This window comes from Streptomyces sp. JH14, from assembly GCF_029428675.1.
Lineage (GTDB): Bacteria > Actinomycetota > Actinomycetes > Streptomycetales > Streptomycetaceae > Streptomyces.
Map to the genome: position 1 here is coordinate 602,584 of NZ_JAJNEL010000001.1, position 25,353 is coordinate 627,936.

Below are 25,353 nucleotides of genomic sequence, written 5' to 3' on the forward strand. Positions count from 1 at the left end.
GAGTAGGCAAGGATCATCGCCATGGATCTCCTGAACACGCTGGTGGACAAGGGGCTGCGGCGCGAGCTGCCGACCCGCGAAGAAGCCCTCGCCGTGCTGGCGACCTCCGACGACGACCTGCTCGAGGTGGTGGCCGCGGCCGGAAAGGTGCGCCGCCAGTGGTTCGGCCGGCGCGTGAAGCTGAACTATCTGGTCAATCTCAAGTCCGGACTCTGCCCGGAGGACTGCTCGTACTGCTCGCAGCGCCTCGGCTCCAAGGCGGAGATCCTCAAGTACACCTGGCTGAAACCGGACGAGGCGTCGAAGGCCGCCGCTGCCGGGGTGGCGGGCGGCGCGAAGCGCGTCTGCCTGGTGGCGAGCGGCCGCGGCCCGACCGACCGGGACGTCGACCGGGTGTCGCAGACCATCGAGGCGATCAAGGAACAGAACGAGGGCGTCGAGGTGTGTGCCTGCCTCGGGCTGCTCTCCGACGGACAGGCGGACCGGCTGCGGTCGGCGGGCGCCGACGCGTACAACCACAACCTCAATACGTCCGAGGGGACGTACGGGGACATCACCACCACCCACACCTATGCGGACCGGGTGCAGACCGTGCAGCAGGCGCAGGCGGCGGGGCTCTCCGCGTGCTCCGGGCTGATCGCCGGGATGGGCGAGAGCGACACGGACCTGGTCGACGTCGTCTTCTCGCTGCGTGAACTGGACCCGGACTCGGTTCCGGTGAACTTCCTGATCCCGTTCGAGGGGACCCCGCTCGCCAAGGAGTGGAACCTCACTCCGCAGCGCTGCCTGCGCATTCTGGCGATGGTCCGGTTCGTCTGCCCGGATGTCGAGGTCCGGCTCGCGGGCGGCCGCGAGGTGCATCTGCGCTCCATGCAGCCGCTCGCCCTGCACCTGGTCAACTCGATCTTCCTGGGCGACTATCTGACCAGCGAAGGCCAGGCCGGGCAGGCGGATCTGGACATGATCGCGGACGCCGGTTTCGAGGTGGAGGGCGCGGGCACGACGACGCTGCCCCGACACCGTACGGAGGCGGGGGCCGAGCCGGGGACCGGCGGCGGTTGCGGTGGGCACTCCGGGGGCTGTGCGCCCTGCGGTGAGGCGGCCGACGAGCCCTCGACCGCCGGGGCCGAAGCTCCGGCCGCGCGTACGGACCTGGTGGCGGTCCGCCGTCGCGGCGCGGGGACGGATGTCGCGCCCAATGCCTGAGCCCTTCTCCCTCCCGGAGTTGCGGACCCTGGACCGGGCCCATGTCTGGCATCCGTACGGCCCGATGCCGGGCCGTCAGGAGCCGCTGATCGTGGAGTCCGCGTCCGGAGTACGTCTCCGGCTCGCCGAACCGGCCCATGGGCAGCACGAGTTGGTCGACGGCATGGCGTCGTGGTGGTCGGCGGTGCACGGCTACAACCACCCGGTACTCAACGAGGCGGCGCGCGGTCAGCTGGACCGGATGAGCCATGTGATGTTCGGCGGGCTCACCCATGAGCCCGCCGTGCGGCTGGCGGCCCGGCTCGTCGAGATCACGCCGGAACCGTTGCGTCATGTCTTCCTCGCCGACTCCGGCTCGGTGTCGGTCGAGGTCGCGGTGAAGATGTGCCTCCAGTACTGGCACTCGACCGGACGGCCGGCGAAGAAGCGGCTGCTGACCTGGCGCGGCGGCTACCACGGGGACACCTGGCAGCCGATGTCGGTGTGCGACCCCGAGGGCGGCATGCACGGGCTGTGGTCGGGCGCGCTGCCCCGGCAGGTATTCGCCGACGAGCCGCCGGGCGGTTTCGTCGCGGAGCCGGACGCCGCGTACGTACGGCATCTGCGGGACCTGATCGCGCGCCACGCCGATGAGCTGGCCGCGGTGATCGTGGAGCCGGTGGTGCAGGGTGCGGGCGGGATGCGCTTCCACTCCCCCGGATATCTGCGGGCACTTCGCGAGGCGTGCGATGCGCATGACGTGCTGCTGGTCTTCGACGAGATCGCCAGTGGTTTCGGACGTACGGGAAAGCTGTTCGCCGCCGAGCACGCCGGCGTCTCCCCCGACGTCATGTGTGTCGGCAAGGCGCTGACCGGCGGATATCTGACGATGGCCGCGACGCTGTGCACCTCACGGGTGGCGGACGGCATCTCACGCGGCGAAGTGCCGGTGCTGGCGCACGGGCCGACGTTCATGGGCAATCCGCTGGCCGCCTCGGTGGCCCTTGCCTCGATCGACCTGCTGCTCGGCCAGGACTGGCAGCGGGAGGTCGAACGCCTGGAGGCGGGGCTGAGGGACGGTCTTGCCGGTGCGCGTTCCCTCCCCGGCGTACGGGACGTACGCGTCCTGGGCGCGATCGGCGTCGTACAGCTCGATCACGACGTGGACATGGCTGCGGCCACCGAGGCTGCGGTCCGCGAGGGCGTGTGGCTGCGTCCGTTCCGGGACCTGATCTACACGATGCCGCCGTATGTGACCGAGGACGACGATCTGACGCGTATCTGCCGTGCGGTGTGCGCGGCGGCGCGGGAGGGCTGAGACATGCCGGTACTGGTGGTGAGCGGCACGGGTACGGAGATCGGAAAGACGGTCGTCACGGCGGCGTTGGCGGCTGTGGCAGTCGCCTCCGGGCGTTCGGTGGCCGTGCTCAAGCCGGCTCAGACGGGTGTCGCGCCGGGAGAGCCGGGCGATGTGTTCGAGGTGCTCCGGCTGGCGGGTGAGACGGTCACCGGCCTCGAACTGGCGCGTTTCCCGGAGCCGTTGGCGCCGGACACGGCGGCCCGGCGGGCGGGCATGGCGCCCGTGCGCCCGGAACGGATCGCGGAGGCGGCCGAAAAGCTCGCGGCCGAGCACGATCTGGTGCTCGTCGAGGGGGCCGGCGGGCTGCTCGTACGGTACGACGAGAAGGGCGCCACGCTCGCGGACGCGGCCCGGTTGCTGGCCGCTCCGGTCCTGGTCGTGGCGTCGGCCGGGCTCGGCACACTCAACACGACCGCGCTGACCTCGGAGGCCTTGCGGGCGCGGGGGCTCAGCTGCCCGGGTGTGGTGGTGGGCAGCATGCCCGCCGAGCCGGACCTGGCCGCGCGCTGCAATCTCGGCGATCTGCCGGTGGCGGCGGGCGCACCACTGCTGGGTGTGGTGCCGGCCGGGGCGGGGGCGCTGGCGCCCGTCGACTTCCGTGCCCGGGCGGCGAGTTGGCTGACGGCGGAACTCGGCGGAAACCGGGTGGCCGATTGAGCGGCTGAGCGGCTCGGGACGGGGGAGAATCAAGTTAGCCGTACTTTGCCGGCCGGGTTCTCGCATCGGGCGGCTCCGGTCGGTCGGGCCCTCCCACCGACCGAACCGTGCGGTGCGGCCGGGTCCTGTCGAGGAGGTTCGTCATGCATCTGCGGAGCACGAAGATCCCGAAGGACGCGGTGTATCACCCGGTCTTCGCCCGGTTCTACGCCCGCATGAGCGTGGCGGCGGAGACCAGGGCGGGGATGGCGGCCATCCGCGCGGAACTGCTCGCCGGCCTGTCCGGACGCATCATCGACGTCGGCGTGGGCAACGGCCTGAACTTCGCCCACTACCCGCTCGCCGTCTCCGAGGTGGTGGCGATCGAACCCGAGCGGTGCCTGCGTCAGCTCGCGGTGCGGTCCGCGCTGCGCGCCGGCATCCCGGTGGATGTCGTGCCGGGGTGCGCGGAGGCGCTTCCGGTGAAGAGCGAGGCGTTCGACGGGGCCGTCGCCTCACTGGTGCTGTGCACCGTGCGGAATGTGGAACGGTCGCTCGCGGAGATCGTGCGGGTGCTGCGTCCCGGCGGGGAGCTGCGCTTCTTCGAACACGTGCGGGCCGACGACCGGGCCATGGCGGCCACGCAGCGGGCGCTGGACCGCACGGTGTGGCCGTTGGTGTGCGGCGGGTGCCATACGTCGCGCGACACCCTCGCCGCGATCGAGAGGGCCGGGTTCGTGGTGGAGGAGTACCGCAGGGTCAGGATGCCGGAGTGGGGCATCCGGCTCCCCACCTCCTCGTGCATCCTGGGCGTGGCCCGCCGGACGACGGTGGTGGACTGACCCGTCGGTCCGGCTGATCCCGCCGCCCCGCCCTGCGCAACGCAGCCCGTCCGGACGCAGGACTCACAGACTCCACTGGCGGAGCTCGTCGGCGATGGCGCGGACGTCGGCCTTGCCCTCCTTGGCCAGCCGGGCCAGATCGCGCACCTGCTCGGGCGACGTGATGACCTTCAGCCCCGAGGCGACGAGATAGCCGTACGCCACGGCGGAGGCGAACATCGCGTTGGAGTGTTCCAGCGCGGGAACATGGAGCAGCAACTGCAGAAGTGCTGCGGCCCTTGAGTACGGGTCGCTGTAGACAGAGCTGCCGAAGATCTCCGCCTCGTGGCGGGCGACCGCGGCAACGAGCGCGCCCCAGTCGACGACCTGTGGATCACCGGGCGTCTTGTGCTCGGCGACCATGAGCAGCCAGGAAAGGTCGATCCGGAGGTTCAACGGGTGCCTTTGCGCTCCGGGCCGAACTCCTCGGCGAACACCGACTCGTACTGCTTCATGAAGTCGGCAGCAGCCTCGACAAACGTATGTCCGACCTCGCCGGCATCCTGTCTGACCAGCTCCTCTATGTAGCGATTCACGCTCATCCCCCGTTGCAGCGCGCGCTGCCGCGCCGCTTCGGCGGTGGCCTCGTCCACTCGTACGTTCAGCTGGGTCTTGGGCACGCTTACACGCTAGCGCGGGACTGCTAGCACCGGCAAGAGGGGCGTTTCGGCACACGGAGCCACGCGTCCTTGGCAGAGTGTGTGTCCCATCCATCGATCAACCCGGCGCGAGGAGAGGCCATGGCGAGGCCGTTTCGATTCGGAGTGAACCTGCTGACGCCCGCCGGCAGCCGGGCGCAGTGGCGTACGCGTTGCCGGCGCGCGGAGCAGCTCGGCTACGACGTCATTCAGGTCCCCGACCATCTGGGCACGTCGGCCCCCTTTCCGGCACTGGTCGCGGCCGCCGAGGCCACCGAGCGGCCGCGTGTCGGCACCTTCGTGCTCAACGCCGGCTTCTGGAACCCGACGCTGCTGGCCCGCGAGGCTGCGGGGACGGATGCGCTGACCGACGGGCGCCTGGAACTGGGCATCGGGACCGGATACGTGGGCGACGAGCACGACCGAGCGGGTATCGAATTCCTCTCCCCCGGCGGCCGGGTGAACCATCTGCGGCACACGGTCGAGGAGTTGGACCGCCTGCTGTGCGACGAGACCGGGCTCCCGCGGTCCGCGCAGAAGCCGCGGCCGCCGCTGCTGATCGGCGGGAACGGGGACCGGGTCCTGCAATTGGCGGCACGGTTCGCGGAGATCGTCGCGTTCACCGGAGCCGGCACCGACCGGACCGGCAAGCTCGCCCCCCTCACCGCCGATCAGCTCGACGAGCGCGTCGCCGCCTACCGGGGGTTCGCCGCAGGGCGGGAGAGCCCTGCCGAACTGAACCTGCTGATCCAGTGCGTCCGGATCACGCGCGACCGCCGTGCAGCCGTGCGCGAGGTGCTGCCGAGGACACCTCGTCTCGACGAGGACCAGGCCCTGGCCCTGCCGCTGTACATCCTGGGCACGGTCGGGCAGATGGCCGAACAGCTCAGGGAGCAGCGGGAGCGCTACGGCTTCTCCTACCTGACGGTGCTGGAGCGGGACATGGAGGCGTTCGCCCCGGTCCTCGAGGAACTTGCCGGGAGCTGACCGCGTGACGGTTTCCGCTCGGCCGGGATGCCCGTACCGATGTCCAGGAACTGCGAGCCGTACCGAACTCCGTTTCCCAGATGGGGTGAAGCGCTGCGTCGGCGCAGTCGGTCACAGCAACTCTGCCGTCCCGTACAGGCATTGGACCGAGGGAAATCCCGGCCACGACGACCGTGCCCGCCTCCGCCCCCGCCGACGACTCCTCGGGCCCTCAAGCGGGCCACGGGGAAGCGGAGGCCGGCGCATTCCCGGATCACCGGCCGAGCCACCTGTTCGGTACGGAAACCGTTGGCCGAACAGGTCGGCGCTCTGCTTGGCTCGCCCCATGAGTGATCTCCACATCCGCTGCGCCACCCTTCCGGACATCGACGCCGTGCTGCAGTTCTGGCGCACGGCAGCGGAGGGAACGAGCATCAGCGACGACTACGACGGCGTGGCCCGACTCCTCACAAGAGACCCCGAGGCCCTGCTCCTCGCGGAGCGCGACGGCCTCCTCACGGGGACCGTGATAGCCGGCTTCGACGGCTGGCGATGCTCCGCCTACCGACTGGCCGTGCACCCGGACTGCCGCCGGCAGGGCATCGCGACCGCCCTGATGGACGCAGCGGAGCAACGGTTCACCGCACTGGGCGGTCGACGGGTCGACGCCATGGTCCTGGAAGCCAACGAACGGGCACACCACACGTGGGCTGCGGCTGGATACCGGCGCGAGGACCGCTGGCGGCGCTGGGTCAAGCCGCTCCTCGCACAGGGTCGGGGTCCATCCTGATCCGCAGGCGGCATGCGGACGGGGGCGCCGCTCGCCGCCGCGGACACCGGCCGCGGCGGCCCGGCGATCACCCCCGGACAGTCGACTTTGCTGATCCTTTACTATGGGTGCACCGTTGACCGACCCTTCCGAAAGGTGTGAGCGTCCGCCCATGGGCGAGCCTCCCAGTACGAGCCACGATCGCCGACATCGAGCGATCCTCCCGCCCCTGCCCGATCATGGGACGGAGGTGAACCGATGACCGAAGTGCTCCTGCTGCTCGTCGCGGTACTGCTCTCGCTCGCCTGCGGGGCCTTCGTCGCGGCCGAGTTCTCCCTGACCACCGTCGACCGTGGCCAGCTCGAACGGGCCGTGGAGCGCGGCGAGCGGGGCGCGGCGAGCGCGATGAAGGCGGTGCGCAGCCTCACCTTCCAGCTCTCCGGCGCACAGCTCGGCATCACCGTCACCAACCTGGTCGTCGGCATGCTCTCGGAACCGTCGATCGCGAAACTGATCCGCGGTCCGGTAGAGGCGCTCGGCCTGTCCCCGAGCGTGGCCTCCTCGCTGGCGCTCGCGCTCGGTACGGCGCTGTCCACGGTGTTCCTGATGGTGGTCGGCGAGCTCGTCCCGAAGAACTGGGCGATCTCGTCCCCGCTCGCCATGGCGAAGACCGTGGCCACCCCGCAGCGGGCCTTCACCGCGGTCTTCCGGCCCTTCATCGCCCACCTCAACAACACGGCCAACCGGATCGTGCGCCGTCTCGGCCTCGAACCGACCGAGGAGCTGGCCTCCGCCCGGAGCCCGCAGGAGCTGGTGGCGCTGGCCCGTCACTCGGCGAAGGCGGGCGCGTTGGAGGCGGACACCGCGGAACTGTTCGTCCGCACCCTCAATCTGGCAGGACTCACCGCGGAGAACGTGATGACCCCGCGGGTGCAGGTCACCGCGCTGGAGGTGCAGGCGACCGCCGAGGACGTCGCGAACGCCACCCGGGCGACCGGGCTGTCACGCTTCCCCGTCTACCGCGGCAGCCTCGACACCGTCGTCGGTGTCGCACACATCAAGGACGTGCTGGCGATCCCGGCCGACGCAAGGCACCGCACGCGCGTCTCGGACATGCTGCGCGAGCCGCTGCTGGTACCGGAGACCCTCACCGTGGACCGGCTGCTCGACCGGCTGTCCAGCAAACTCGCGATGGCTGTCGTCATCGACGAGTACGGCGGCACGGCCGGCGTCGTCACCCTGGAGGACATCGTCGAGGAGGTCGTCGGCGAGGTGCGCGACGAGCACGACCCGCACGAGACACCGGACCTCGCACCGGCCGGTGAGGACGCCGACGGGCGCACCCTCTGGTCGGCCGACGGCGCCGCCCGCACCGACCAGCTGCAGACGATCGGGCTCCGGGTACCGGAAGGACCGTACGAGACGCTCGCCGGTCTGATCGCCACGGAGGTGGGCCGCATCCCGGCCGTGGGCGACTCCATCGAACTGGCCGGCTGGCGGCTCGACGTGGTGGACGCCTCGGGGCGCCGCGCCGCGCGGGCTCTGCTGCACGCACCGTTGCCCGGTTCCGACGACGAGACGGAGGCCGGACGATGACTGCCGTCCAGCTCTTCATCGGCCTGCTGACCCTGGTCGTCAACGCGTTCTTCGTCGGCGCGGAGTTCGCGCTGATCTCCGTACGCCGCAGCCAGATCGAGCCACACGCCGAGGCGGGGAACCGGCGGGCGCGGAGCGTCATCTGGGGCCTGGAGCATGTGTCGGCCCTGCTGGCGGCTGCGCAGCTGGGCATCACGCTGTGCACGCTGGTCCTGGGCATCGTCGCCGAACCCGCCATCGCGCATCTGCTGGAGCCCGTCTTCGACGTGGTGGGTGTGCCGCACGGGCTGGTCCATCCGATCTCGTTCGTGATCGCGCTGGCCGTGGCGACGTATCTGCACATGCTGCTCGGCGAGATGGTGCCGAAGAACATCGCGCTGGCCGAGCCGGTACGGAGCGCACTGCTGCTCGGTCCGCCGCTGGTCACTCTTGCCAGGGCGCTGCGCCCGGTGATCTTCACGGTCAACGCCTTCGCCAACGCCTTGCTGAAACTCCTGCGGGTGGAGACGAAGGACGAGGTGGCCGCGACGTTCTCCGACGACGAGCTGGCCCGGCTGGTGAAGGACGCCGGCGACGCCGGGCTCGTCGACGACCGGGCGGCCGAGCGGCTGCGGCACGCCCTGGAGCTGGGCCGTCGACCGGTGCGCGACGTGGTGCTGCCGGTGGACCGGGTGGTGTCCACCCGGGTCGGGACGACGCCCGAGGAGCTGGAACGGCTCTCGTACGAGTCGGGCTTCTCGCGCTTCCCGGTGATGGACAGCACGCAGCGGATCCTCGGCTATCTCCATGTGAAGGACGCCCTGGACGCGACGCCGCGCGATGTGCCGTTCCCGGTCACGGCGATGCGCCCGATCGCCCGGGTACGGGCCGCGACACCGCTCGACGACGCACTGACCGCGCTGCGGCGCAGCCGCACGCATCTGGCGGCGGTGGTCGACGAGGACGGCAAGCTGGCCGGAATGGTCACGATGGAGGACGTGCTGCGCGAGCTGGTGGGGCAGTCGCAGGGCCGCTGAGCGCCCCATGCGGGCAGGACGGGCGGCTGAGGGTCCGGCAACGGGGCGGACGTCGCGGGGCTTCGGGGTGCGGCCGCCCCCCGTTCCCTCTCCGGCCTCCGTCCCTGTCCGCAGCCTCCACGCCCTCGCCACCCGTCCCGGCAGGGCCATGGCCCTGGCACGATACGATCGCCGGGCCATGGAAATGAATGCCTCCTACAGCAGTCTCGTCGCGGTCGGCGACTCGTTCACCGAGGGCATGTCGGACCTTCTGCCCGACGGCTCGTACCGGGGCTGGGCCGATGTCCTCGCGGGCCGGCTGGCCACCCGCTCCCCCGGGTTCCGGTACGCGAATCTCGCCGTACGCGGAAAGCTGATCCGGCAGATAGTCGACGAGCAGGTCGATGCGGCCGCCGCCATGCAGGCGGATGTCGTCACGCTCGTCGGCGGTCTCAACGACACGCTGCGGCCCAAGTGCGACATGGGCATGGTGCGCGGGCAGCTGGAAGAGGCCGTCGAGCGTCTCGCGCCGTCGTGCAAGAAGCTCGTGCTGATGCGCAGCCCCGGGCGCACCGGCCCGGTGATGGAGCGGTTCCGCCCCCGCATGGAAGAGCTGTTCAGCCTGGTCGACGAGCTGGCGGACCGCCACGGCGCGCTGGTCGTCGATCTGTACGGGGCCCCGACGCTCGGTGACCCCCGGCTCTGGGACGTCGACCGGCTGCACCTGACCGCCGACGGGCACCGCAGGGTCGCCGAAGCGGTCTGGCAGCGGCTCGGTCTTCCGGCGGAGCACGACTGGCAGACGCCGCTCCCGGCCGCCGTACCGGCCCGGTGGGCGACGCGGCGCGTCGACGATCTGCGTTTCGCGCGGGAGCATCTCGTGCCGTGGATCGGTCGGCGCCTGACCGGCAGGTCGTCCGGGGACGGACGGACAGGTGCCCAGTTCAGCGCCGAGCTGGGCAAGGCCTTCTGGGTCACCCCCGAGGACCACCGGGCTCCCGGTCCGGTGGCGACGTGGCGCCGGGCGGACGGCGCGGGCTAAGGGCTGTCCCGTCATCCCTGGCGGGCGCACGACGACAGCTGTGGCACCTCGCTGCGTTGTCGGAACGCCCGAATACGCCCGGTATGAGGACGCCCCTCCGCCTTGCGATGCACCACATCTGACGCCGCGCGCTGATCCACCACGGATTACGGGACAGCCCTTGGCGCCCCTCGTTTGGATCAGGCTGGGCGTACTCGATGTGTCAGGCTCGGCAGCCGGTGGCCCTGAGGTGCGGGCCCCGTCGCCAGTCCGGGGGTGACGCCCACGACACATGGCGGGTCGACTGACGTTGTTCGGCGAACTCGCGATTGGTGAGCGTCTGCCTGCGACACGCATCGGGGAGGTCCGGCATCGACAGCAACCGGTCGCAGGCCGTGAGCGATCCGTCGATGTCTCCGACCCAGTAGGCGTTGATCGAGTACTCGAAGAGCAGTCCCCAGCGGTACACCCACGGCTGGATGAACAGCAGGTCGTCGGGCGGTTCCCGGTCCAGCCCCGCGCACACGAACGCGTGCGCGGCCCGGTGGCGGCCGAGGCCACGCAGCCGTGAGGAGAGTTCGTAGCAGGCTTCGAGCCGTTGCGGCCGCGACTCCCAGGCACGCGAGAGCGCGTCCATGGCGGCCGGCCAGTCATTGGAGTCGGCCTTGAGAATTCCGGCCTGCAGCAGCGAGTAGTACACCTCCTCGCCCCAGCCGCCCATCTGCGCGCGCCGCTCGTACAGGGCGATCGCCTTCGCGGTGTCGCCCAGGTCACGCATGGTCTGTGCCAGGTAGAAGACCGTGCGGGTGTTGGCGGGGTCGCGTTCGAACTCCGCACCGAGCAGGCGGGCGTCGCGCTCGAACTTGTCGTGCCGTGATCCACCGTCGGCGTGGTCCTCGATCACGAGCGCGTCGAGAATCTGCTGGTCGTCGCGCTGGTCGGCGGTGAGGTACTCATGGGTGACCCCCTCGTACCGCCAGGCGATGTCGCCGCGTACCAGACGCTTGTTGCGACACTCGGTCGCTCCTTCGTGCCGCAGCAGGTACGAGTCGGCGGTCAGCGGAGGCAGCGGGCCCTCCTTGCGGATCACCAGATCGGCGTCGAGGAGAAGCAGGTAGTCGGCCTTGGCGTGGGCGTGCCGGATGTTCCGGGTCCGGTTGTGACCGAAGTCCACCCAGGGTTCCTCAAGGAGTTCGCCCGGAATGCCGTCGAGTGCGCTGCGGATCAGCCGCTGGGTTCCGTCGCTCGAACCGGTGTCGGAGATCACCCAGGTGTCGATCAGTCCACGAACGGAGGCGAGGCAGCGCTCGATGACGTGGGCCTCGTTCTTGACGATCATGCACAGGCAGATGGACGGCTTCATGGCAACACCAATCCCGGACGGACGAGTCCGGGCGACCCTAGTGACGGGTCCGCGCGGAGCGGCGGCGGCACGCCGGTGCCATGTCCCGGATTAGCTGTCGCGTATGTACCCGTCGGCGCGTTCTGTCCCGCCGTCGGGCGTCCTGGCACTCTGCAGTGCGAAAAGTCATCCCGGTGATGCCTGCCGGTCCGGGTTCAGCGTGCGCCGGAGTCGTCCGGGGTGCCGCTCCTGGATTCCTTCGCCGGTTTCGGGCCGCTCGGAGTCGGTTTCGGGGCCCCTGAACCGGGCTCCGGCCCCTGGCCCTTGCCGGCCCCCTGCTTCTCCTGCGCTGTCCGGGGGCCGAGAAGTCCGTCGCAGTAGCCCGGCACCGCCGACGCCCCGCCGGCCGTCGCCGAGAGCCGGTCGAACGCGGACGCGTCCTGGGCCTTGCCTCTCCCCTCCACCAGGCGGTACGCACGGCAGAGCCCCGTGCTGTCCTGCGCCCGGCCGGGGTGTCCGGCCGCAGGCCCGGTGCCCACGGCGTCCGTCACGCCGTGCCGCGTCCCGTCCGTACTCGGCGTCGGCGTTGCGCGTGGGCGGCTGCCGGGCGAGTCCGGCTCGTCGTTCGTCGAGCGGGTGGGGGGCGGCCGGTGGTCGCCGAACGGTGTCGGTACGGCTCCCGAACCCGCGGCCACCGCGACCCCGCCCAGCATCGCCGCGGCCGCGAAGCCGGCGGCCATCGCCCGAAGGGAGCGCGCCCCGCGCCACCGTTCGACCGGTCGCCAGTCGTCGCGCCGGCGCCGGAGCAGCGGCGGGACCGGTGCGTGTGCGCCCTTGTCGCGCGCCGTGCGAAACGCATCGAGGGCCCGCTCCTCGGCCATGAGGCCGGTCTCACCCACACGCTGTGCGGCTGTGAGGAGGGCGGCCACTTCGGGGGTCACCGGCACGTCGTTCGTCCGCTGCGTCTCGTCTCTCATGTCTCATCTCTCAGCGTGCGGCGCGTCGCAGACGTCACAGTGTCCGACCCGGCCGAGGTCATGCGCTCGGCCAGTCTCTTCAGGCCGCGATAGGCGGAGGTGCGTACGGCCCCTGCTCGCTTGCCGAGCACTCGCGCCGTCGCGGGCCCGTCCAGACCGACGACGACGCGCAGCAGAACGGCCTCCGCCTGCTCCTGCGGCAGCTGCCCGATGAGCGCGAGCGCCTGCTCGGTGGAGAGGGCCTCCAGAGCGGCCGCGGCCGTGTCATGACCGCCCGGCAGCTCGAGAACGTCCTGTTCCAGGAGTGCGGTACGCGGCCGCCGCTTCTGTCTGCGCAGATGGTCCAGTGCCCGGTGCCGGGCGATCGTGGCGGTCCAGCCACGGAATCCCGCCCCGTCGCCGCGGAACCGCCCCAGGTCGCGGGCGATCTCCAGCCAGGCGTCGGAGGCCACGTCCTCGCCGTCCTCGCCGACCAGCCCCCGCACGTAGCCGAGCAGTCCGGGATGGACCAGCCGGTACGCCACCGCGAAGGCTTCCTCGTCCCCCTGCTGGGCCCGCTCCACCGCAGCGCCGAGCTCGGCGTCGTCCACCTGCCCGCGGCGCTGTTCCCCGCCCTTGGCCACACTGTCCTCTTCGTACCGACTGCGTCCGAACCGCACAGCCCGGACACCGCCCGCCGCGCCCGTCCCCCCAGGATCCGCGAGCCTCTCGAGTACTTCTGCGTGACAGCGCACAGAAATGTCACAGTGAGGAGCCTCGGTGCGCCCCGGATCCCTGCGACTCGGATAGGCCGAGGCGGCCGTGGGGAATCGGCCACGGGGGTCGGCGCGATCACGACGCACCGCGTGCCGTGTCGAGGCGGCGGCACCCGTCTCCCGGTCACGGCACGGGGGGCTCCGGTCAGGCCGTGCGGCAGTCGTCCACCATCGCGTCACCTTCGCTCTGTACGGTGCCGCGCAGCGGACGGTGCAGATGCGGGAAGGGGTGCGTGAGGGGTGGATACGTTGGCTGGCGCTACGGGGGACGCCGATGGGCTGAGGCGTCGTCTGGGGGTCTTCGACGCGATCGTCATCGGCCTGGGCTCGATGATCGGCGCGGGGGTCTTCGCCGCACTCGCTCCCGCCGCCCGTGCAGCCGGGTCGGGGCTTCTGATCGGTCTGGCCGTGGCCGCGGTCGTGGCGTACTGCAACGCCACGTCGTCGGCGCGGCTCGCGGCCCGCCATCCGGCGTCCGGCGGGACGTATGTGTACGGGCGTGAGCGGCTGGGTCCGTTCTGGGGCTACCTGGCCGGATGGTGTTTCGTCGTCGGGAAGACGGCCTCCTGCGCGGCCATGGCCCTGACCGTGGGCGCCTATGTCTGGCCCGGGCAGACGCATGCTGTGGCGGTCGCCGCGGTGGTGGCGCTCACCGCCGTGAACTGCCTGGGCGTGCAGAAGTCCGCCTGGCTGACCAGAGCAGCCGTGGCCGTGGTCCTCGCGGTACTCGCCGCCGTCGTCACGGTGTGCCTGACCGACGGCGGCGCCCAGGCGTCCCGCCTGGCGCCGGGTCCGGACGCCACGGTGGGAGGGGTGCTGCAGGCGGCGGGCCTGCTGTTCTTCGCCTTCGCCGGTTACGCCCGGATCGCCACGCTCGGCGAGGAGGTCCGGGACCCGGCCCGCACGATCCCCCGTGCCGTCCCCCTGGCTCTGGGGATCACGCTGATCGTGTACGCGGCGGTCGGCGTCGCGGTGCTGTCGGTCCTGGGTCCGGCCCGGCTGGCCGATGCCGCAGCCCCGCTGGCGGACGCGGTGCGCGCGGCGGGCGCCCCGGGACTCGTGCCGGTCGTCCGCGTGGGTGCGGCGGTCGCCGCGCTCGGTTCGCTGCTCGCCCTGCTGCTCGGCGTCTCCCGTACGACGCTGGCGATGGCCCGCGACCGCCACCTGCCGCGTTCCCTGGCCGTCGTCCATCCCCGTTTCGCCGTCCCGCACCGCGCCGAACTGGCCGTGGGCGCGATCGCTGCCCTCGTGGCTGCCACCGGTGATGTCCGCGGCGCGATCGGGTTCTCCTCTTTCGGCGTACTGCTGTACTACGCCATCGCCAACGCGGCCGCCCTCACCCTCGCGCCGGCCGAGGGCCGTCCCGTACGCGCGGTTCCGGTTCTCGGTCTGGCCGGCTGTCTGGTGCTCGCTTTCACGCTTCCCTTGCCGTCGGTGCTGTCGGGCGCGGCGGTGGCGCTGATCGGTGCGGCCGCCTATCGCCTGCGCAGGGGTCGAACCCCACGTGGCTGAAACCGGCGACCGGCGACCGGCGACCGAGGTGGACGAGGCCGCGGTCGGATCGCGTCTCCCGCACGAGACGCCGCGTTCGTAGCAAGCCACAAATCGGGCCGCGTCGCTGGCCTGCAGAAACCGCCAGTAGAATCTGGACACGTGACTGCTGTGTCTGCGAAGCCTCGCATCCCCAATGTCCTGGCCGGCCGCTATGCCTCCACGGAGCTGGCCGTCCTCTGGTCCCCCGAGCAGAAGGTGAAGCTGGAGCGCCAGCTGTGGCTGGCGGTGCTGCGCGCTCAGAAGGACCTCGGGATCGAGGTGCCCGACGCGGCCCTCGCCGATTACGAGCGTGTCCTCGACCAGGTCGACCTCGTCTCCATCGCCGAGCGCGAGAAGGTCACCCGGCACGACGTCAAGGCACGGATCGAAGAGTTCAACGCTCTCGCCGGGCACGAGCAGGTCCATAAGGGCATGACCTCCCGGGACCTCACCGAGAACGTCGAGCAGTTGCAGATCCGGCTCTCGCTGGAGCTGATGCGGGACCGTACGGTGGCCGTCCTCGCCCGGCTCGGCAAGCTGGCGGGCGAGTACGGCGAGCTGGTCATGGCCGGTCGCTCCCACAACGTCGCCGCCCAGGCGACCACCCTCGGCAAGCGCTTCGCCACCGCGGCTGACGAGCTGCTGGTGGCATACGGACGACTCGAGGACCTGCTGGGCCGCTACCCGCTGCGCGGCATCAAGGGCCCCGTCGGCACGGCGCAGGACATGCTCGACCTGCTGGGCGGCGACGCCGGAAAACTCGCCGAGCTGGAACAGCGCATCGCCGGGCACCTCGGTTTCGGGCAGGCCTTCACCTCGGTCGGCCAGGTGTACCCCCGCTCGCTCGACTACGACGTGGTGACCGCGTTGGTGCAGCTGGCCGCCGCACCTTCGTCGATCGCGAAGACGATCCGCCTGATGGCCGGGCACGAGCTGGTCACCGAGGGCTTCAAGCCGGGTCAGGTCGGTTCGTCCGCGATGCCGCACAAGATGAACACCCGTTCCTGCGAGCGCGTCAACGGCCTGATGGTGATCCTCCGCGGCTACGCCTCGATGACCGGCGAGCTGGCGGGCGACCAGTGGAACGAGGGCGACGTGTCCTGCTCGGTGGTCCGCCGGGTGGCTCTGCCGGACGCCTTCTTCGCGTTCGACGGTCTGCTGGAGACCTTCCTCACGGTGCTCGACGAGTTCGGGGCGTTCCCGGCGGTCGTGGCCCGCGAGCTGGACCGGTACCTGCCGTTCCTCGCCACGACGAAGGTGCTGATGGGTGCGGTCCGCGCCGGTGTGGGCCGCGAGCTCGCGCACGAGGCGATCAAGGAGAACGCCGTCGCTTCCGCCCTGGCCATGCGCGAACAGGGCACGGAGCGCAACGAACTGCTCGACAAGCTGGCTGCCGACGACCGCATCCCGCTGGACCGCGCCCAGCTCGACGCCCTGATGGCCGACAAGCTCTCCTTCACGGGTGCGGCGGGCGACCAGGTCACCGCGCTCGTCGCCCGGATCGAAGAGATCACCAAGCAGCACCCGGAGGCCGCCGGATACACGCCGGGCTCCATCCTCTGACGGCCGGATCCGCAACCGGATGACACCCGAAGAGCTCCAGGCCGCCCGCGACCGCACCGTTCCCGATGTGGTCGCGGGCGGCCTGCGTGTGTTGTTCTGCGGCATCAACCCGAGCCTGATGACCGGGGCCACGGGACATCATTTCGCCCGGCCCGGCAACCGCTTCTGGCCGGTGCTCCACAGGTCGGGCTTCACCCCCCGCCAGTTGAAGCCGTCGGAACAGGGCGAACTGCTGGACTACGGCCTGGGCATCACCAATGTGGTCGCCCGGGCCACGGCGCGCGCCGACGAGCTGAGCACCGAGGAATTCCGTGCGGGCGGACTGATTCTCGCGGCCAAGGTCGAGCGACTGCGCCCGAGATGGCTCGCCGTCGTGGGCGTCACGGCCTACCGGACCGCCTTTGACGACCGACGCGCCAGGATCGGCCCGCAGGACCGGACGATCGGTGGCGCGCGGGTCTGGGCCCTGCCCAACCCCAGCGGCCTGAACGCCCACTGGACCGTGCAGACCATGGCCGAGGAGTACGGACGCCTCCGCGCGGCCGTCGATGCGGACGGTCCCCGTCATTCGGGCTGAGGTTCGGGCCGGAGAGAGCCGTAGACGCCGCGTTACGGCGGATCGACATCCGTCACCAGGACGCACAGCTCGCACCCTGGTCCCTCCTCCTCCATGCAGAGACCCATCGCAATCCACCGGTCCTCGATGCGCCACAGCTGAAGGACCGCGCAGCGTACAACCGCCTCGCGCCAGGGCTCCGCTATCTCCTCACCGGCGATCATCCGCTGCTGAGCACTCCATGGACTGATCACCTGCGGCTCGCCCCAGCGCCCCGTGAGCAGCGTCAACAGCGCGTCGTGCTCCGCCAGGCACTGCGCCCGGTGCTCCAGCCACGCCGCCTCGTCGTCCCCTTGCTCGGCATCCCCGTGCAGGAACACCGTGTGGTAGCCGGGACCGCTGACTCCCGAGCCCGACCAGATGCGCTCCGTGGGGAAGTCCCGGGTGCGCATCCCGTCGATGAGGCGGAGGTGCTGTGCGCTGGTCATGCCGTCAGTAAACCGTCCGCCACTGACAAGCGGGGCCCCCGGTCCGAGCCCTGAGGGGTTTTCAGCCGCCCACCGGCTGCGCCGTCCCTGCGTCCTCGACGGCCCACCGGGACTGCGGCAGCAGGAAGATCGGGACCGCGGGAGTCGGCGGTCCGGCCCTTCAGACGTCCCTGCGCCTCATCGCCCACCAGCCGGCCAGCAGAGCCGCGCCCGCCCAGGCAGCGGTGACCGCGAGCCCCGTCCACGGCCCCAGCCCCCCGTCCGGACTCTGGTGCAGCACCAACTGTCCTGCCCGGTCGGGCAGATACTGCGTGACGCCGCCCGCGATGTCTCCCACCACGAAGGAGACGATCAGGATGAACGGGATGAGCAGGCTGAGGACGGCGACCGCACTGCGCAGCAGAGCGGTCAGGCCTGCGGCGAACAGGGTCATCAGGGCCAGGTACACGCCGCCGCCGAAGGCAGCCCGGAGTGCTCCTGGTTCGTCCAAGCCGATCGCGTACTCCCCCATGAACATCTGGCCCACCAGGAACGCCGCAAAGCTGGTCACGAGCCCGACAGCCAGGGCGAGTGCCCCGACGACGGTCATTTTGGCCGCGTAGAAGAGATCACGGCGCGGCACCGCGGCCAGCGAGATCCTCAGCGCACCGTTCAGGTACTCCGATGAGAGCGCGGTCGCACCGAAGCTGATGGCTGCGATCTGGCCGAAGTTCAGTGCGTAGAAGGCACCGAAGACGAGATCGGCACCGGGATCGTCGGCCTCGGCCTGGCCGACGGTGGCGAAGGCGAGCACGGTGACGGCGAGCGTTGCCAGGAAGACCGCCATCAACGAGCCGGCGACGGACCGCACCGATCTGATCTTGATCCACTCGCAACGGAGCACTGCGGCGGTCGACATGGTCAGGCCTCCTGACGGTTCGTGGGCGAGGCGGCCGCGGATGCGAATTGCGTCGCATCGGCCGTGAGGTCGAGGTAGGCCTGCTCCAACGTGGCCTGTTCGTCGGTGAGTTCAAGGATGGGGATGCCTTCGAAGGCTGCCAGGGGACCGATCTCCTCCGCCTTGGCCCCTTCGACAGTCCAGCGCCCGTCGTCGCCCTGCGACAACTCGTATCCCTTGCGGGTCAGGGTGTCACGGAGCCGGCCGGACTCGGTCGTGCGCAGGCGCACACGCGGGCGGCTGCGGGAGTCGAGAAACTCCTGCATCGGCAGGTCTGCGAGGAGTCGGCCCCGGCCGAGGACCACGAGATGGTCGGCGAACGACGACGTCTCGTTCATCAGGTGACTGGAGACCAGGACCGTGCGGCCCTCACGCGCCAGCCGCTTCATCAGTTCGCGGATCCAGACGATGCCTTCCGGGTCCAGCCCGTTCGACGGCTCGTCCAGCATCACGACTTCCGGGTCGCCGAGCAGGGCGGCCGCCAGGCCGAGACGCTGTCGCATACCGAGCGAGAACGTTTTGATCCGATGACTGCCGACCCGGCCGAGCCCCGCCTCCTCCAGTACCTCTTCGACCCTGCTGGGAGCTATGCCGTTACTGGTGGCGAGAGCCAGCAGATGGTTCCGCGCGGTCCGTGAGCCGTGGGCGGCCTGGGCGTCGAGCAGCGCACCCACCCGGCGCAGCGGATGGTCCAGCGTGGCGTAGGCACGGCCGCCGATCGTGGCGGTGCCAAGCGTCGGCCGGTCCAGACCGAGAACAAGTCTCATGGTGGTGGACTTGCCGGCGCCGTTGGGGCCGAGGAAGCCGGTGACACGGCCGGGTCGCACACTGAACGTGAGGCGGTCCACGGCGCGGGTGGCGCCGTATTCCTTGGTGAGCTCATGGACGTCGATGCTGGTCATGTCCTCAGCCTGGCGGCCGTGCCCAGCCCCTGGCCTCCCCCGCCAGAGGGGATCGTCTCCCTCGCTCGGGGGAGCCGCCGCGCTCGGGAGCACTGACACGATGGCAGCATGCGCCGCTTCCTCGGTCCGCTGACCGCCGCTGTCACCTACACCCGCTGGCTCCATCTGCTCATCCCGAGCGCGGTCGTCAGCGTGTGGCTGTTCATTTCCATGGATACGCCATGGGCACCGATGATCTTTGCGGTGCCCATGGGTCTGCTTCCCGCCATGCGGCTCGCCGAGGGCCTTCAGGCCCAGCTGTTGCTCACCCCCGGGGAGCGGGGCAGTCCGGACGCCTCGATCTCGGCTGCTCCCGCGGCGACATGGGCCGACCGCTGGCGGACCGTGGTCTGGCTGGAAGTGCGGCTCCTGTTCTCCGTCGTGACGACGTTCGCGACGGTCTGGCTGCCTGCCACAACGGTCGACCTTCTGCTCACCGCGTCGGACGCGGGGCCGAGCGACGAATGGCTGTTCCGCTGGGTGGAGCCGCACGGGTGGTACGCCCTGCTGGCGCCACTGCCCCTCCTGGTGCTGGTCGCGGTCGTCGTGGTGTGCGGTGAGGGAATCACAGCCGCTGCGCGGTGGCTGCTCGGCCAGTCGCGGGTGGAGCGGATGACGGCGCTGGAGGAACGCACCGAGCAACTTCTGGAGCGCAATCGCATTGCGCGCGAGCTCCACGACTCGATCGGGCATGCCTTGACGGTCGCGGTCGTGCAGGCCGGGGCAGCGCGGGCGGCGAAGGATCCGGAGTTCACCGAGCGGGCGCTGGCGGCCATCGAGGAGACGGGGCGGGACGCACTGGACGATCTGGAACGGGTGCTGCGGGTGCTTCGCGAATCGGACGCACCGTTGGGTCAGCGGCCGACGCTGGGCGAGGCGGACCGGCTGCTCGAGTCGGCCCGCGGATCAGGGGCGAAGGTCGATTCCGAAGTGACCGGTCCGGTGGAGATGGTGCCCGGCCCCGTGTCGCGCGAGGGATACCGGATCCTGCAGGAGTCCCTCACCAATGTGCTGCGTCACTCCGGGGCCGTCCCCGTGCGCGTGAGGATCACGGTCACGGACGGGTGGCTGGAGCTCGAAGTGACCAATCCGCTCACCGGGGTGACCGGCACTCCAGGCGGCGGAAGCGGGCTGCGGGGCATACGTGAGCGGGCGGCGCTGCTGGGCGGCAAGGCCAAGACGGGTCCGTACGACGGTGAGTGGCGGGTGCACGCGAGCCTTCCGCTGGATACCGCTTGACGGGACAGCCCTTAGGCTGACCGGATGCCGGTTACCGTTCTTCTGGTCGACGACGAACCGCTCGTACGCGCGGGCCTGCGTGCGGTACTTGAGGCTCAGCCCGATATCGAGGTGGTGGGCGAGGCGGCCGACGGCGCCGCGGTCATTCCGCTCCTGCACACACTGCGCCCGGATGTGGTGGCGATGGATGTGCGGATGCCGCTGATGGACGGCATCGAGGCGACCCGGGTGGTGCTTCGCACGGTGCCTGATCCGCCGAAGATCCTGGTGGTGACGACGTTCGAGAACGACGAGTACGTGTACGAGGCGCTGCGCGCCGGGGCGGACGGCTTTCTGCTCAAGCGCGCCAGGCCCGCGGAGATCGTGCATGCGGTACGTCTGGTCGCCGAGGGCGAGTCGCTGCTGTTCCCGGCCGCGGTCCGGCAGCTCGCCGCCGAGTACGGGACGAGCAAGGCCAAGGCCGCCATGGAGCGGGCATCGCTCACCGACCGCGAGGCCGTGGTGCTCCGGCTGATGGCCCGGGGGCTGTCGAATGCGGAGATCGCCGCCAAACTCGTGGTGGGCGTCGAGACGGTGAAGACCCATGTCAGCGCGGTGCTCGCCAAGTTGGGGGCCAGGGACCGGACCCAGGCGGTGATTGCCGCCTACGAGTCCGGGTTTGTGGCCCCGAGCTGACGTCGGCCCCGCCGGAATCGTCCCGAGGCCCCCGGTCGCCCTGCCCCCGGGCAGCGAGTACCATCCGCCTGACATGCGCACGAACTGGAAGGGAACACCGTGGGCCGGCTGACCGGTGGGGACCCGTCGCTGTTGCGGCGGATCAATTCCGCGGTGGTACTTCATGCCCTCCGCGGCGCCCACTCCCCCACGCTCACAGACCTGACCCGGATCACCGGTCTGTCCCGGCCCACGGTCGAAGGTGTGATCGAGGGGCTGTTCGAGGCCGGGCTGGTCGTCGAATCCGCACCGGACGAGGGTGGGGCCCGACGTCAGGGCAGGCCGGCCCGCCGGTTCCGGTTCCGTGCCGAGGCGGGACATCTGCTCGGCATCGAGATCGGCGCCCACCGCATCTCCGCACTTCTGTCGGGACTGGACGGCCGGATCATCGGCGCCGGTTCGCGCGAGGTGTCGGAGACGGCAGGCGCGGACGACCGGCTCGACCGGGTCAGGGCCGTGGTCGCCGATCTCCTGCGGCGTTCCGGGGTGGCCCGGAGCAGTCTGCGTGCGGTCGGGGTGGGCAGTCCGGGCATCGTGGAGGCCGACGGGACCGTACGGCTGGGCACGGCGTTGCCGGACTGGACCGGTCTCGCACTCGGTGAACGTCTGCGGCGCTCCTTCCGCTGTCCGGTTCTCGTGGAGAACGATGCCAATGCCGCGGCCGTGGCCGAGCATTGGAAGGGCGCAGCCACCGAGTCCGACGACATCGTGTTCGTCCTGGCGGGGCTGAGTCCGGGGGCCGGCTCGCTGATCGGCGGCCGGCTGCACCGTGGTTTCGGCGGTGCGGCGGGCGAGATCGGCGCGCTGCATCTGCTGGGCCGCGAGGCCACGCCGGAGAAACTGCTGTCGACGACGGACACGCCGCTGGACCCACTGGACGAGCAGGCGGTCGCCGCAGTGTTCGCGCAGGCCCGACATGGCGATGCACGGGCGACGGCGGCGGTCGAGCGATTCATCCAGCGTCTGGTGCACGACGTGGCGGCGCTGGTGCTGGCGCTCGACCCGGAACTGGTGGTGATCGGCGGCTGGGCAGCCGGGCTCGACGGCGTCCTGGATCCGCTCCGTGGCGAACTGAACCGTTACTGCCTGCGGCCGCCGCGGGTGGCTCTGTCGCTCCTCGGCGAGGCGGCCGTGGCCACCGGTGCGCTGCGGCTGGCACTCGACCACGTGGAGGAGCAGCTGTTCGCGGTGGAGGGAACGGTGACGGCCCGCCGCTGAGTGTGCGGCGGGCCGTGCGTGCCTTGCGTGCCGTGGGCAGCCGGCGTGACCGGCTTCAGGACGCCTGGCGCTCCGGGCCGGAGTGGCTGATCTCCAGGTCGCCCGAGTCGCCGAAGGTGAGCCGGCAGGTGTCGGCCCGGTAGGTGGCGACGGAGACGGCGGCCGTGCCGCCCGCTGCGAGGTAGCGGGTGGTGACGACGAGCACGGGCGCGCCGGGGAGACGGTCGAGTTCCTTGGCGTCGTCGGCGCGTGCCGAACCGAGCTCCACCGACCGGTCCTGGCCGTCGAGGCCGAGACGGTGCAGTTCACGCACGACGCTTCGGGCACGCGCGGGCCCCGACGGGCTCTCGATCGCGGACAGTTCGGGAACGGACGACGACGGCACGTACAGCAGCTCCGCGGCGACCGGCTGCCCCTGTGTGACCCGGATCCGGCGCACGACGTGCACGGGCTCGTCGCTCTCCACGTCGAGCATGGCCAGCACCGGTGCGGGTGCCACCGCGGTCGTGCAGTCGACGGCCTGCCAGGCTTCGCCGGCACCGCCGCCGCTCCAGTCGTGCTGCGCGGTCGAGACGGCCACGCCCAGGCGCGGCGGGGCGACGGTGGTCCCGACGCCGCGGCGGCGCTGCAGCCTGCCCTCGAGCTCGAGCTGCTCCAGCGCCTGCCGGAGCGTGGCCCGTGCGACGCCGAACCGGGCAGCGAGCTCACGCTCGTTGGGCAGGATCTCTCCTACCGCAAAGTCCGAGTCGAGTGCCTCACTGAGCACGGTCTTGAGGTGCCAGTACTTCGGCTCCTGCACCGATTCCAGCTGCGTGGTCCCCACCCTGTCCTCCGCAATCACCCGGCGTCTTACTTCCGCGACGTTCTTTATTAAAGGTTCCTGTCTTAACGTTGAGACCATAGGACGGTGCACCCCCTTGGTCAAGACCAATCCTCGTTCCGTCACGCAGCGAAGCAGGGCTCTGCCGCTGAGCGTTCACGGGACGTTCGTGGTGCCGTGCGGCCCGCGCAGCACGAAGCCCCACGTCCGGGTGGCGGATCCGTGGGGCTTCGGCCGGGGCGCGTCGCAGGTCTGGTGACTATGCGGCGGCCAGACTCACGAGCTTGTCGGGATTACGGACGATATATACGCATTGGATGATGCCGTCCCTGATGTCGACCTGGAAAACGGAATCGGGCTTGCCGTCCAAAAGCACCAGTACGGCCGGACCGCCGTTGAGCTCCATGAACCGGAAGTCCATGTCCGTCGCCTGGCCGTGGGCGACAGCGGCGAGGAAGCGGCCCACCTTGTCCCGGCTCTCGATGATCCGCAGCGGCGCCTTCGACTTTCCGCCGCTGTCGCCGACCAGTCGCACATCGGGGGCGAGCAGTGTCAGCAGTTGCTCGATGTCGCCGCCCGCAGCGGCAGCGAGGAACCGCTGAGTGAGGTCACGGCGCTGGGCCGGGTCGACGTCGTAACGGGGCTTGCGCTCCTCCACGTGCCGCCGGGCCCGCCCGGCGATCTGACGCACGGCCGCCTCGGTCCGGTCGAGGGTCGTGGCGATCTCCGCGTACGGAAAGCCGAAGGCCTCGCGCAGGACGAAGACGGCGCGCTCCAGCGGGGAGAGCGATTCGAGGACGACCAGCACGGCAACCGATACGGAGTCCGCGAGCACGGCCCGTTCGGCGGTGTCGGGAACCGCGGGCCCGAAGTCGGTGACCAGCGGTTCGGGCAGCCACGGCCCGACGTACGCCTCACGTCGCGTCTGCACCTGTCGCAGTCGGTCGATGGCCAGGCGGGTGGTGATCCGTACGAGAAACGCCCTCGGCTCGCGTATGTCCCCGCGCGGCGCGGAGGACCAGCGCAGCCAGGCCTCCTGCACCACGTCCTCGGCGTCGGCGATCCGGCCGAGCATGCGATAGGCGACCCCGGTGAGGACGGGGCGGTGTTCTTCGAAGAGGTCGGTCACGGTGTCGGCTGTCACGGTTCCATCCCAGCCGACACCCCGTGCCATGTCCAGGGCGAATCGCAGGCCCCCTTGAACTGCGGTCTACTGGGCGGTAATTGTTGTTGACAGCACGTCTAAACCCTTGTGCGCACGGCTCTTTGCAGTCCGGCACTTTGCCGGGAGGCCCGCTCGCACACCCTCACTGCCACGCGCGACCCACCCCGGGAGCAGCCTCATGACCACCACGGTCTCGTTCACCGCCGACTCGCCCCGAGGACCGCGGACGGTGTCCGTGGCGTACCGGCGGACCGGTTCCGGAGAGCCGTTGTTGCTGCTCCACGGCATCGGACACCACCACCAGGCATGGGATCCGGTGCTGCCGGTACTCGCCCTGGAACGCGACGTCATAGCCGTGGATCTGCCCGGCTTCGGCGTCTCACCGGCTCTCCCGGAAGGTGTTCCGTACGACCTCGGGAGCGTGGTCCCGGTGCTCGGTGCGTTCTGTGAGGCGCTCGACGTGGACCGGCCGCATGTCGCGGGGAACTCCCTCGGCGGGCTGCTGGCCCTGGAACTGGGCCGCGCGAAGCTCGTGAGGTCGGTGACCGCACTGTCGCCTGCCGGGTTCTGGACGGAGGGCGAGCGGCGCTACGCATTCGCAACGCTACGGGCGATGCGGCAGGGCGCGCGGGCGATGCCGTTGCCGTTGATCGAAAGGCTCGCCCGCAGTGCGGCCGGGCGGGCGGCCCTGACCAGCACCATCTACGCGCGGCCCGGCCGCCGTTCGCCGGAGGCCGTCGTCGCGGAGACCGTCGCCCTGCGCGAGGCGACCGGATTCCACGAGACGCTGGACGTCGGACGGAGTATCGCGTTCACCGACGATGTGCCGGGGATGCCGGTGACCGTCGCCTGGGGCAGCCGCGACCGTCTGCTGCTGCGCCGGCAGGGGATCAGGGCGAAGCACACCATCCCCGGCGCCCGGCTGGTGCGGCTGCCCGGTTGCGGACACGTGCCGATGAACGACGATCCGGCACTTGTGGCACGCGTCATCCTCGACACCGGTCGCTGAACGGACAACAGCCCCCGGACCGGCTCCAACCATCGGCGTGTCGCGCCAC

Annotated in this window: 26 protein-coding genes; 16 read left to right on the forward strand and 10 right to left on the reverse strand. The window is 70.7% G+C overall.

Annotated elements, in window-relative coordinates:
- Nucleotides 1–21: 21 nt before the first annotated feature.
- The 4 genes from bioB (at nt 22) to LRD69_RS02730 (ending at nt 4,023) form a co-directional block, all read left to right on the forward strand.
- Nucleotides 22–1,206 (forward strand): biotin synthase BioB, encoded by a 1,185-nt coding sequence (bioB, locus tag LRD69_RS02715; RefSeq protein ID WP_277324932.1) that lies wholly within the window; start codon nt 22–24, stop codon nt 1,204–1,206.
- Nucleotides 1,199–2,503 (forward strand): adenosylmethionine--8-amino-7-oxononanoate transaminase, encoded by a 1,305-nt coding sequence (locus LRD69_RS02720; protein ID WP_277324933.1) that lies wholly within the window; start codon nt 1,199–1,201, stop codon nt 2,501–2,503. The genes bioB and LRD69_RS02720 overlap by 8 nt, the downstream gene beginning before the upstream one ends.
- Before the next feature lie 3 nt (nt 2,504–2,506).
- On the forward strand, nt 2,507–3,202 hold the full coding sequence (bioD, locus tag LRD69_RS02725) for a dethiobiotin synthase (RefSeq protein WP_277324934.1): 696 nt from the start codon (nt 2,507–2,509) through the stop codon (nt 3,200–3,202).
- 143 nt (nt 3,203–3,345) lie between these two features.
- Nucleotides 3,346–4,023, forward strand: a complete 678-nt coding sequence (locus LRD69_RS02730; RefSeq protein WP_277324935.1) for a class I SAM-dependent methyltransferase — start codon at nt 3,346–3,348, stop codon at nt 4,021–4,023.
- Nucleotides 4,024–4,086: 63 nt separating this feature from the next.
- Here LRD69_RS02730 and LRD69_RS02735 read toward each other — a convergent pair whose 3' ends face one another.
- Nucleotides 4,087–4,458, reverse strand: a complete 372-nt coding sequence (locus tag LRD69_RS02735; RefSeq protein WP_277324936.1) for a fic family toxin-antitoxin system, toxin component — start codon at nt 4,456–4,458, stop codon at nt 4,087–4,089.
- A complete protein-coding gene (locus LRD69_RS02740) occupies nt 4,455–4,682 on the reverse strand; it encodes an antitoxin (RefSeq protein ID WP_093551072.1) in 228 nt (75 codons plus the stop codon). Before LRD69_RS02740 ends, LRD69_RS02735 begins: the two co-directional genes overlap by 4 nt.
- A gap of 120 nt (nt 4,683–4,802) precedes the next feature.
- Between LRD69_RS02740 and LRD69_RS02745 the strand changes: the two genes are divergently transcribed.
- The 5 genes from LRD69_RS02745 to LRD69_RS02765 all read left to right on the forward strand — a co-directional run bounded on the left by LRD69_RS02745 (nt 4,803) and on the right by LRD69_RS02765 (nt 10,068).
- On the forward strand, nt 4,803–5,687 hold the full coding sequence (locus LRD69_RS02745) for an LLM class F420-dependent oxidoreductase (protein ID WP_277324937.1): 885 nt from the start codon (nt 4,803–4,805) through the stop codon (nt 5,685–5,687).
- Nucleotides 5,688–6,012: 325 nt separating this feature from the next.
- Nucleotides 6,013–6,456 (forward strand): GNAT family N-acetyltransferase, encoded by a 444-nt coding sequence (locus LRD69_RS02750; RefSeq protein WP_277324938.1) that lies wholly within the window; start codon nt 6,013–6,015, stop codon nt 6,454–6,456.
- 237 nt (nt 6,457–6,693) lie between these two features.
- Nucleotides 6,694–8,031 (forward strand): hemolysin family protein, encoded by a 1,338-nt coding sequence (locus LRD69_RS02755; protein WP_277324939.1) that lies wholly within the window; start codon nt 6,694–6,696, stop codon nt 8,029–8,031.
- Nucleotides 8,028–9,047, forward strand: a complete 1,020-nt coding sequence (locus LRD69_RS02760) for a hemolysin family protein (protein WP_277324940.1) — start codon at nt 8,028–8,030, stop codon at nt 9,045–9,047. Before LRD69_RS02755 ends, LRD69_RS02760 begins: the two co-directional genes overlap by 4 nt.
- A gap of 178 nt (nt 9,048–9,225) precedes the next feature.
- Nucleotides 9,226–10,068, forward strand: coding sequence for an SGNH/GDSL hydrolase family protein (locus tag LRD69_RS02765; protein ID WP_277324941.1), 843 nt, complete (start codon nt 9,226–9,228; stop codon nt 10,066–10,068).
- A 202-nt stretch (nt 10,069–10,270) separates the two neighbouring features.
- Here LRD69_RS02765 and LRD69_RS02770 read toward each other — a convergent pair whose 3' ends face one another.
- From LRD69_RS02770 to LRD69_RS02780, 3 genes are all read right to left on the reverse strand, one after another.
- Nucleotides 10,271–11,410: a glycosyltransferase gene (locus LRD69_RS02770; protein ID WP_277324942.1), complete on the reverse strand. Its 1,140-nt coding sequence runs from the start codon at nt 11,408–11,410 to the stop codon at nt 10,271–10,273.
- 194 nt (nt 11,411–11,604) lie between these two features.
- Nucleotides 11,605–12,366: a hypothetical protein gene (locus LRD69_RS02775; RefSeq protein ID WP_277324943.1), complete on the reverse strand. Its 762-nt coding sequence runs from the start codon at nt 12,364–12,366 to the stop codon at nt 11,605–11,607.
- Complete coding sequence (locus tag LRD69_RS02780; RefSeq protein ID WP_277324944.1) at nt 12,363–12,989, reverse strand: RNA polymerase sigma factor; 627 nt, start codon at nt 12,987–12,989, stop codon at nt 12,363–12,365. The genes LRD69_RS02775 and LRD69_RS02780 overlap by 4 nt, the downstream gene beginning before the upstream one ends.
- 372 nt (nt 12,990–13,361) lie before the next feature.
- On the opposite strand from LRD69_RS02780, the gene LRD69_RS02785 reads away from it, so the two are divergent.
- From LRD69_RS02785 to mug, 3 genes are all read left to right on the forward strand, one after another.
- Nucleotides 13,362–14,633 carry an APC family permease gene (locus LRD69_RS02785; RefSeq protein ID WP_277324945.1) on the forward strand — a complete coding sequence of 424 codons (1,272 nt, stop codon included), beginning with the start codon at nt 13,362–13,364 and terminating at the stop codon, nt 14,631–14,633.
- Nucleotides 14,634–14,774: 141 nt separating this feature from the next.
- Complete coding sequence (purB, locus tag LRD69_RS02790; RefSeq protein WP_277324946.1) at nt 14,775–16,217, forward strand: adenylosuccinate lyase; 1,443 nt, start codon at nt 14,775–14,777, stop codon at nt 16,215–16,217.
- A gap of 19 nt (nt 16,218–16,236) precedes the next feature.
- The gene (gene mug, locus LRD69_RS02795; RefSeq protein WP_277324947.1) at nt 16,237–16,794 is read left to right on the forward strand and encodes a G/U mismatch-specific DNA glycosylase; all 558 of its coding nucleotides are present in this window, start codon (nt 16,237–16,239) and stop codon (nt 16,792–16,794) included.
- 32 nt (nt 16,795–16,826) lie between these two features.
- On the opposite strand, the gene LRD69_RS02800 is transcribed toward mug, so the two are convergent.
- The 3 genes from LRD69_RS02800 to LRD69_RS02810 form a co-directional block, all read right to left on the reverse strand.
- Entirely contained in the window at nt 16,827–17,261 is a 435-nt protein-coding gene (locus LRD69_RS02800) for a hypothetical protein (RefSeq protein WP_277324948.1), read from the reverse strand.
- A gap of 160 nt (nt 17,262–17,421) precedes the next feature.
- A complete protein-coding gene (locus LRD69_RS02805) occupies nt 17,422–18,159 on the reverse strand; it encodes an ABC transporter permease (protein WP_277324949.1) in 738 nt (245 codons plus the stop codon).
- A 2-nt stretch (nt 18,160–18,161) separates the two neighbouring features.
- Nucleotides 18,162–19,100, reverse strand: coding sequence for an ATP-binding cassette domain-containing protein (locus tag LRD69_RS02810; RefSeq protein WP_277324950.1), 939 nt, complete (start codon nt 19,098–19,100; stop codon nt 18,162–18,164).
- Nucleotides 19,101–19,208: 108 nt separating this feature from the next.
- Here LRD69_RS02810 and LRD69_RS02815 point away from each other — a divergent pair, with 108 nt between their 5' ends.
- The 3 genes from LRD69_RS02815 (at nt 19,209) to LRD69_RS02825 (ending at nt 22,310) form a co-directional block, all read left to right on the forward strand.
- Entirely contained in the window at nt 19,209–20,378 is a 1,170-nt protein-coding gene (locus LRD69_RS02815; protein WP_277324951.1) for a histidine kinase, read from the forward strand.
- Between the two features lie 24 nt (nt 20,379–20,402).
- Complete coding sequence (locus tag LRD69_RS02820; protein ID WP_277324952.1) at nt 20,403–21,053, forward strand: response regulator transcription factor; 651 nt, start codon at nt 20,403–20,405, stop codon at nt 21,051–21,053.
- A gap of 99 nt (nt 21,054–21,152) precedes the next feature.
- Entirely contained in the window at nt 21,153–22,310 is a 1,158-nt protein-coding gene (locus LRD69_RS02825) for an ROK family transcriptional regulator (RefSeq protein ID WP_277324953.1), read from the forward strand.
- Nucleotides 22,311–22,365: 55 nt separating this feature from the next.
- Here LRD69_RS02825 and LRD69_RS02830 read toward each other — a convergent pair whose 3' ends face one another.
- Nucleotides 22,366–23,133, reverse strand: coding sequence for a GntR family transcriptional regulator (locus LRD69_RS02830; RefSeq protein WP_277324954.1), 768 nt, complete (start codon nt 23,131–23,133; stop codon nt 22,366–22,368).
- Nucleotides 23,134–23,389: 256 nt separating this feature from the next.
- Nucleotides 23,390–24,274: an RNA polymerase sigma-70 factor gene (locus tag LRD69_RS02835; protein WP_277324955.1), complete on the reverse strand. Its 885-nt coding sequence runs from the start codon at nt 24,272–24,274 to the stop codon at nt 23,390–23,392.
- A 199-nt stretch (nt 24,275–24,473) separates the two neighbouring features.
- Here LRD69_RS02835 and LRD69_RS02840 point away from each other — a divergent pair, with 199 nt between their 5' ends.
- Entirely contained in the window at nt 24,474–25,304 is an 831-nt protein-coding gene (locus tag LRD69_RS02840) for an alpha/beta fold hydrolase (protein WP_277324956.1), read from the forward strand.
- Nucleotides 25,305–25,353 lie beyond the last annotated feature (49 nt).